Origin of the sequence: Symbiopectobacterium sp. (assembly GCF_051710365.1) — a bacterium.
Classification (GTDB): Bacteria; Pseudomonadota; Gammaproteobacteria; order Enterobacterales; family Enterobacteriaceae; genus Symbiopectobacterium.
Window position 1 is genome coordinate 1 of sequence record NZ_JBPETA010000244.1, and the last position, 3,846, is coordinate 3,846.

Below are 3,846 nucleotides of genomic sequence, written 5' to 3' on the forward strand. Positions count from 1 at the left end.
AGGTTACGGATGGTAACGTGGGGAGTACTCATGCTGATTGGTCTGCAAAAAGCAGTAATAAATTCAGAACTTCAGAATACCGTCAAGTCCCGAAAAAAGAAAAATCAGGTGCGGAATGACGGTTTAACTATTTGGATTGATGTATATGCCGACGAATATCGGCGAGGGTATAAAGCGGTAGTTCAGTGTTATTTATTATCAGTGTGATGTTGATTGCGGTGATAAGCGGATGATGGGAATGCTGAAAGTGTTTCAGTCATCGATACCCGTTAATTTTTTCACCTGCTTTTTGAGCCACTTGTTTTCTTCCGTCAGATAGGCAATGGTTAACTTATATCCCTTTGTTTCACTGTCATCCCCGGGGAGAATTTGAGTGTTCATCAAATAATGAGGATGATTAATATTATTACTACCGTAAGTGATAACGCCCCTTTCCCTGTGATCAGGTTGATTGAAGGTCGTGATATGAGGTTTATTAAGTTGCATCATTCAATTCTCCGTTGGCTATCAAAATATTTTCGTCAATGAGCTTTTGCATGGTGGCCTCCGTGTTAAGTGCCTGCTTTGTTGACCCTCTCAGGCGGCGAGGGTTTCCCTGCTTTCCACAGTCAAAGGAATGCCGTAGACTGGTGTTTCCACAGTCAAAATAAGGAATTAGATATGACCAGCTACATAGCTAGGGTTGAAATTTCTGGCGGTGATGCGAATGAATACGAGCTTTTGCACGAAATGATGCGTGGCATAGGGTTCAGTAAAGAAATAATCGGAGAAAGTGGCAGGGTGAGTTCTTTACCCACGGGAACCTATGTAGCCAATCTAACACAACCTATTGAAGCGGTTAGAGATAGCATTCAGCGTGTGGCGTTGCAGGTTTCAGACGACAGCCCGCAAATTATCGTGTGCTCATTTGACCGCTGGTCGGGGTATTTAACAATCGCCCCCTGAGTTAGTTTCTGGAGCGCTCTGCATTGGTTCTGGGAATGGACTGACTGCCTGCAATCCCGTCCCTCCAACTGCTTCTGGCTTACCCCTTGGCGGCGTTGTTTGTCCGCCAATTTTGATGTTTCCAACTGTAGTCGGTCGGTTAAAATAACCAACCTCATTGAAATTAATAAATGCATCAATAAGGTTTGTGGTGTTTTCCAATGCTGAAACATTCCCTAACTCAACATTTCCAAGGAACGGATAAAAGAATTCACCCAACTTTCTACGATACTCTTTCATGTCATCGTTTTGCATACTCATCTCGCTGTTACGTTAACTGACTTGCTGTGACCTGCTAGGTATATGGCGACTTGCTGCAGGCAATAAGACCCCTCCTCAAACTTCACGAACACCCCACGATGTATGAGTCTGTCTTGCTCTGGCGGTAATGCCATACTCCGTTTTCGGTTTGCGGTACCAGATGCGATGGTTAAGACGCTTAACCCTGTCGTACTTTTCGGCGAAACGGTTAATTTGCTCTCTGAACTTAGCCAGTAAGTTGAAATTAATTCGTGGCGCCCGTTTGCGCTTGAAAGCCAATTCAATTCGGTTAAGCGCTTTGCGTTTTTCTGGCTTCTGCCCCAATACCTTATCGATACGGGATGTCACCAGTTCACGACGGATGGCTTCTGCCTTGCGTCTGGCATGACGGCGAATAGCGGCGTTGGTTTTGCTAACAGGATTAACGGATTTACGGTAAAGGATAGTAGCCATATTCCCTCCAACAGATGGTTTTGGTGGTGTGGTGAACGGGTATAGTCCTGGTGTTGGCTATAATTTTTATTCAGCCCACCACACCCCAAAAACATCTGGGCAAAGGTTCGGCACGTTGTCGGTGCCTTCCGTAGAGCGCGGAGGCTCGTTTTGAAGGAGCATGTATCTGGAATCTGCCCCAACCGCCGTCATGTTCCTGTGCCTCGGGCTGGCTACTTACGCTCAGGCAATCGGCGGGTAACTCGAGGTCTTGCCTGCCGGGGTATTGCCGTTGCGGGTTGGTGTTCCACCGTCTGCTTGTAGCTGTCTGGTGGGGTGATGGGATTGAGTTTATTTAAAACTAAACTAATAGTCAAATAAAAAATAAACTTCTTGCGAGAATTACCATTTATTGTTGTTTATAAAAGTTTTTTAGCCTGCTGAAGGTGTTATTTGCAGGCTAGAGAGAAGTAAAAAGGTGAGTGTGGGGGCGTGGGTTAAGCACGGATATTACGCTTTTTCAGCATTTCTTCAAATAGTTTATCATTATGTTTTTTCTTGAGTCTTAAATCTTTTAGGAGTTGTTCTGCCTCGCTTTCTGTCAAGCTATCAAATAATTCAATAAGCAATAAATGCTGAGGGTTTAAGTTCCTTATTTTATTCTCATTATCATTGTCTGTGTCTAAGTATCCATCGGGCATGCCATAATCCCGCTCAATACGTCTTGCCGCCCTTTCTCCGAAAGATGCTTTACCAGTTGTCAGTTGAGACAAAAAGCTCTTCTCCCTTGTGGGAAGGGATCGATCTGAGAACCATTCTTTTAGGCGTTTCCGCCGAATTTCTTTCATGTCCATAAATCTGATTGTCTTTAGTTATTGCTAAAGAAGCAAAAACTTGACACTGGGTTTAGTTTTAAATAAACTCACTGAGCAAGGAGGGAATAATGAGACTTAAAGAATATCTTTCTTCTCTGGATACTGGGGGACATAAGGCATTTGCCAAAGCATTGGGGGTATCTCCTTCATTTTTATGTCAAATGGCATCAGGTAAGTCTTCAGTATCACCAGCTAGATGCGTTGAAATTGAACGCATCAGTAACGGGGTGGTACCCCGAAAAGAGTTAAGAAATGACTGGGAAAAAATTTGGCCTGAATTACACGCAGCCTAACCAGCAGTAACGCTCTTTACAACGGACATTCGTCCTACGGAAGCCACCGACAACGTGGCGAACTCAACATCCCACAGTAACAAACTCACTGTGACTGCCTCACGGCTTCGTCACGTCTGTTGATTACCACATTACACCACAGGTGCCGTGTTTCTACACGCGCATCCGATAACCTGTTTTTTTCAACAAGGAAATTATCACACATGAACCACGCAACACAAAGCAAGAAAGCCGCTCACATCGAGTCGGCATTACTCAACAAGTTAGCCCTGATGGGACAGAAAGCCTTTGCCGCCGCCATGAACGTACCGGAGTACCAGGTCAGTCGCTGGAAGAACGGTCTGTTTCGACAGGTCAGCATGATGTTAGCCGTGCTGAACTACGGTATTGCCGATGATGAAATGGCTGAGTTAGCCAAACGGCTGGCGGGGTATCTGACCAAAGAAAAAGCCGGTCAGTGGGGAAGCACTTTTCCGGCTTAGAAATGCAACAACAAATTGATTTCAGGAGAGATTATGGCACGAAACAGCCGGAATTTCAAGCAGAGAGAGGAACGGGCGCACCCAGATTCACCTGATGGATTAGTTGTTGCTGCCGTCAATAACAAGCCGTTCGCTGAGCGGCTCATCAATGTTTTCAGACTGGCTAAATCGAGGGTGAAAAAAGATGGTCGCACCTAATCTAAAACTGGTTCATTCATCACAAGAGGTTACGGAGCATCGTGTGGCGGATCTCGAAGATGGTTACGCTAAGCTGGCAAACATGCTTCTTGAAGAATACGCCGGGGCAGACCTAACAAAGCGTCAGTTCAAGGTGCTTCTGGCAGTTCTGAGGCTCACTTATGGATGGAATAAAACCATGGACAGGATAAGCGAGGCTTTGTTGAATAAATAGAAAGTTTGGGTAATCATCGGATCAGATCACCATAGTTGTTTCAAAATCAGGTCTCCATGGCAAAACAAAATTTTAAAATCACTAACTGGCCCTCCTATAACAAGGCC

General features: G+C 45.0%; 9 protein-coding genes. 5 read left to right on the top strand and 4 right to left on the bottom strand.

All coding sequences use genetic code 11. From position 1 onward, the window contains the following. Positions 1–252: 252 nt before the first annotated feature. A complete protein-coding gene (locus ACTBDZ_RS15830) occupies positions 253–489 on the bottom strand; it encodes a hypothetical protein (protein ID WP_438816019.1) in 237 nt (78 codons plus the stop codon). A 171-nt stretch (positions 490–660) separates the two neighbouring features. Here ACTBDZ_RS15830 and ghoS point away from each other — a divergent pair, with 171 nt between their 5' ends. Further along, positions 661–945 carry a type V toxin-antitoxin system endoribonuclease antitoxin GhoS gene (ghoS, locus tag ACTBDZ_RS15835; RefSeq protein WP_438816020.1) on the top strand — a complete coding sequence of 95 codons (285 nt, stop codon included), beginning with the start codon at positions 661–663 and terminating at the stop codon, positions 943–945. Here ghoS and ACTBDZ_RS15840 read toward each other — a convergent pair. The 3 genes from ACTBDZ_RS15840 to ACTBDZ_RS15850 all read right to left on the bottom strand — a co-directional run bounded on the left by ACTBDZ_RS15840 (position 928) and on the right by ACTBDZ_RS15850 (position 2,531). After that, positions 928–1,239, bottom strand: coding sequence for a hypothetical protein (locus ACTBDZ_RS15840; protein WP_438816022.1), 312 nt, complete (start codon positions 1,237–1,239; stop codon positions 928–930). The two genes, ghoS and ACTBDZ_RS15840, sit on opposite strands and share 18 nt — an antisense overlap. An 81-nt stretch (positions 1,240–1,320) precedes the next feature. Next, a complete protein-coding gene (locus ACTBDZ_RS15845) occupies positions 1,321–1,698 on the bottom strand; it encodes an antitermination protein (protein WP_438816023.1) in 378 nt (125 codons plus the stop codon). Between the two features lie 476 nt (positions 1,699–2,174). Continuing rightward, positions 2,175–2,531: a hypothetical protein gene (locus tag ACTBDZ_RS15850; RefSeq protein ID WP_438816024.1), complete on the bottom strand. Its 357-nt coding sequence runs from the start codon at positions 2,529–2,531 to the stop codon at positions 2,175–2,177. 89 nt (positions 2,532–2,620) lie between these two features. On the opposite strand from ACTBDZ_RS15850, the gene ACTBDZ_RS15855 reads away from it, so the two are divergent. From ACTBDZ_RS15855 to ACTBDZ_RS15870, 4 genes are all read left to right on the top strand, one after another. Continuing rightward, complete coding sequence (locus ACTBDZ_RS15855) at positions 2,621–2,845, top strand: transcriptional regulator (RefSeq protein ID WP_438816025.1); 225 nt, start codon at positions 2,621–2,623, stop codon at positions 2,843–2,845. Positions 2,846–3,048: 203 nt separating this feature from the next. Beyond that, complete coding sequence (locus tag ACTBDZ_RS15860; protein WP_438816026.1) at positions 3,049–3,327, top strand: CII family transcriptional regulator; 279 nt, start codon at positions 3,049–3,051, stop codon at positions 3,325–3,327. Between the two features lie 33 nt (positions 3,328–3,360). Then, entirely contained in the window at positions 3,361–3,525 is a 165-nt protein-coding gene (locus ACTBDZ_RS15865; RefSeq protein ID WP_438816027.1) for a hypothetical protein, read from the top strand. Beyond that, positions 3,512–3,739: a replication protein gene (locus ACTBDZ_RS15870; protein WP_438816028.1), complete on the top strand. Its 228-nt coding sequence runs from the start codon at positions 3,512–3,514 to the stop codon at positions 3,737–3,739. Before ACTBDZ_RS15865 ends, ACTBDZ_RS15870 begins: the two co-directional genes overlap by 14 nt. Positions 3,740–3,846: the final 107 nt, after the last annotated feature.

Bases quoted from the DNA above. Each gene is read 5' to 3' on its own strand.
- ACTBDZ_RS15840 (WP_438816022.1), bottom strand. From the start codon at position 1,239: ATGCAAAACGATGACATGAAAGAGTATCGTAGAAAGTTGGGTGAATTC.
- ACTBDZ_RS15855 (WP_438816025.1), top strand. From the start codon at position 2,621: ATGAGACTTAAAGAATATCTTTCTTCTCTGGATACTGGGGGACATAAG.
- ghoS (WP_438816020.1), top strand. From the start codon at position 661: ATGACCAGCTACATAGCTAGGGTTGAAATTTCTGGCGGTGATGCGAAT.
- ACTBDZ_RS15865 (WP_438816027.1), top strand. From the start codon at position 3,361: ATGGCACGAAACAGCCGGAATTTCAAGCAGAGAGAGGAACGGGCGCAC.
- ACTBDZ_RS15870 (WP_438816028.1), top strand. From the start codon at position 3,512: ATGGTCGCACCTAATCTAAAACTGGTTCATTCATCACAAGAGGTTACG.
- ACTBDZ_RS15845 (WP_438816023.1), bottom strand. From the start codon at position 1,698: ATGGCTACTATCCTTTACCGTAAATCCGTTAATCCTGTTAGCAAAACC.
- ACTBDZ_RS15860 (WP_438816026.1), top strand. From the start codon at position 3,049: ATGAACCACGCAACACAAAGCAAGAAAGCCGCTCACATCGAGTCGGCA.
- ACTBDZ_RS15850 (WP_438816024.1), bottom strand. From the start codon at position 2,531: ATGGACATGAAAGAAATTCGGCGGAAACGCCTAAAAGAATGGTTCTCA.
- ACTBDZ_RS15830 (WP_438816019.1), bottom strand. From the start codon at position 489: ATGATGCAACTTAATAAACCTCATATCACGACCTTCAATCAACCTGAT.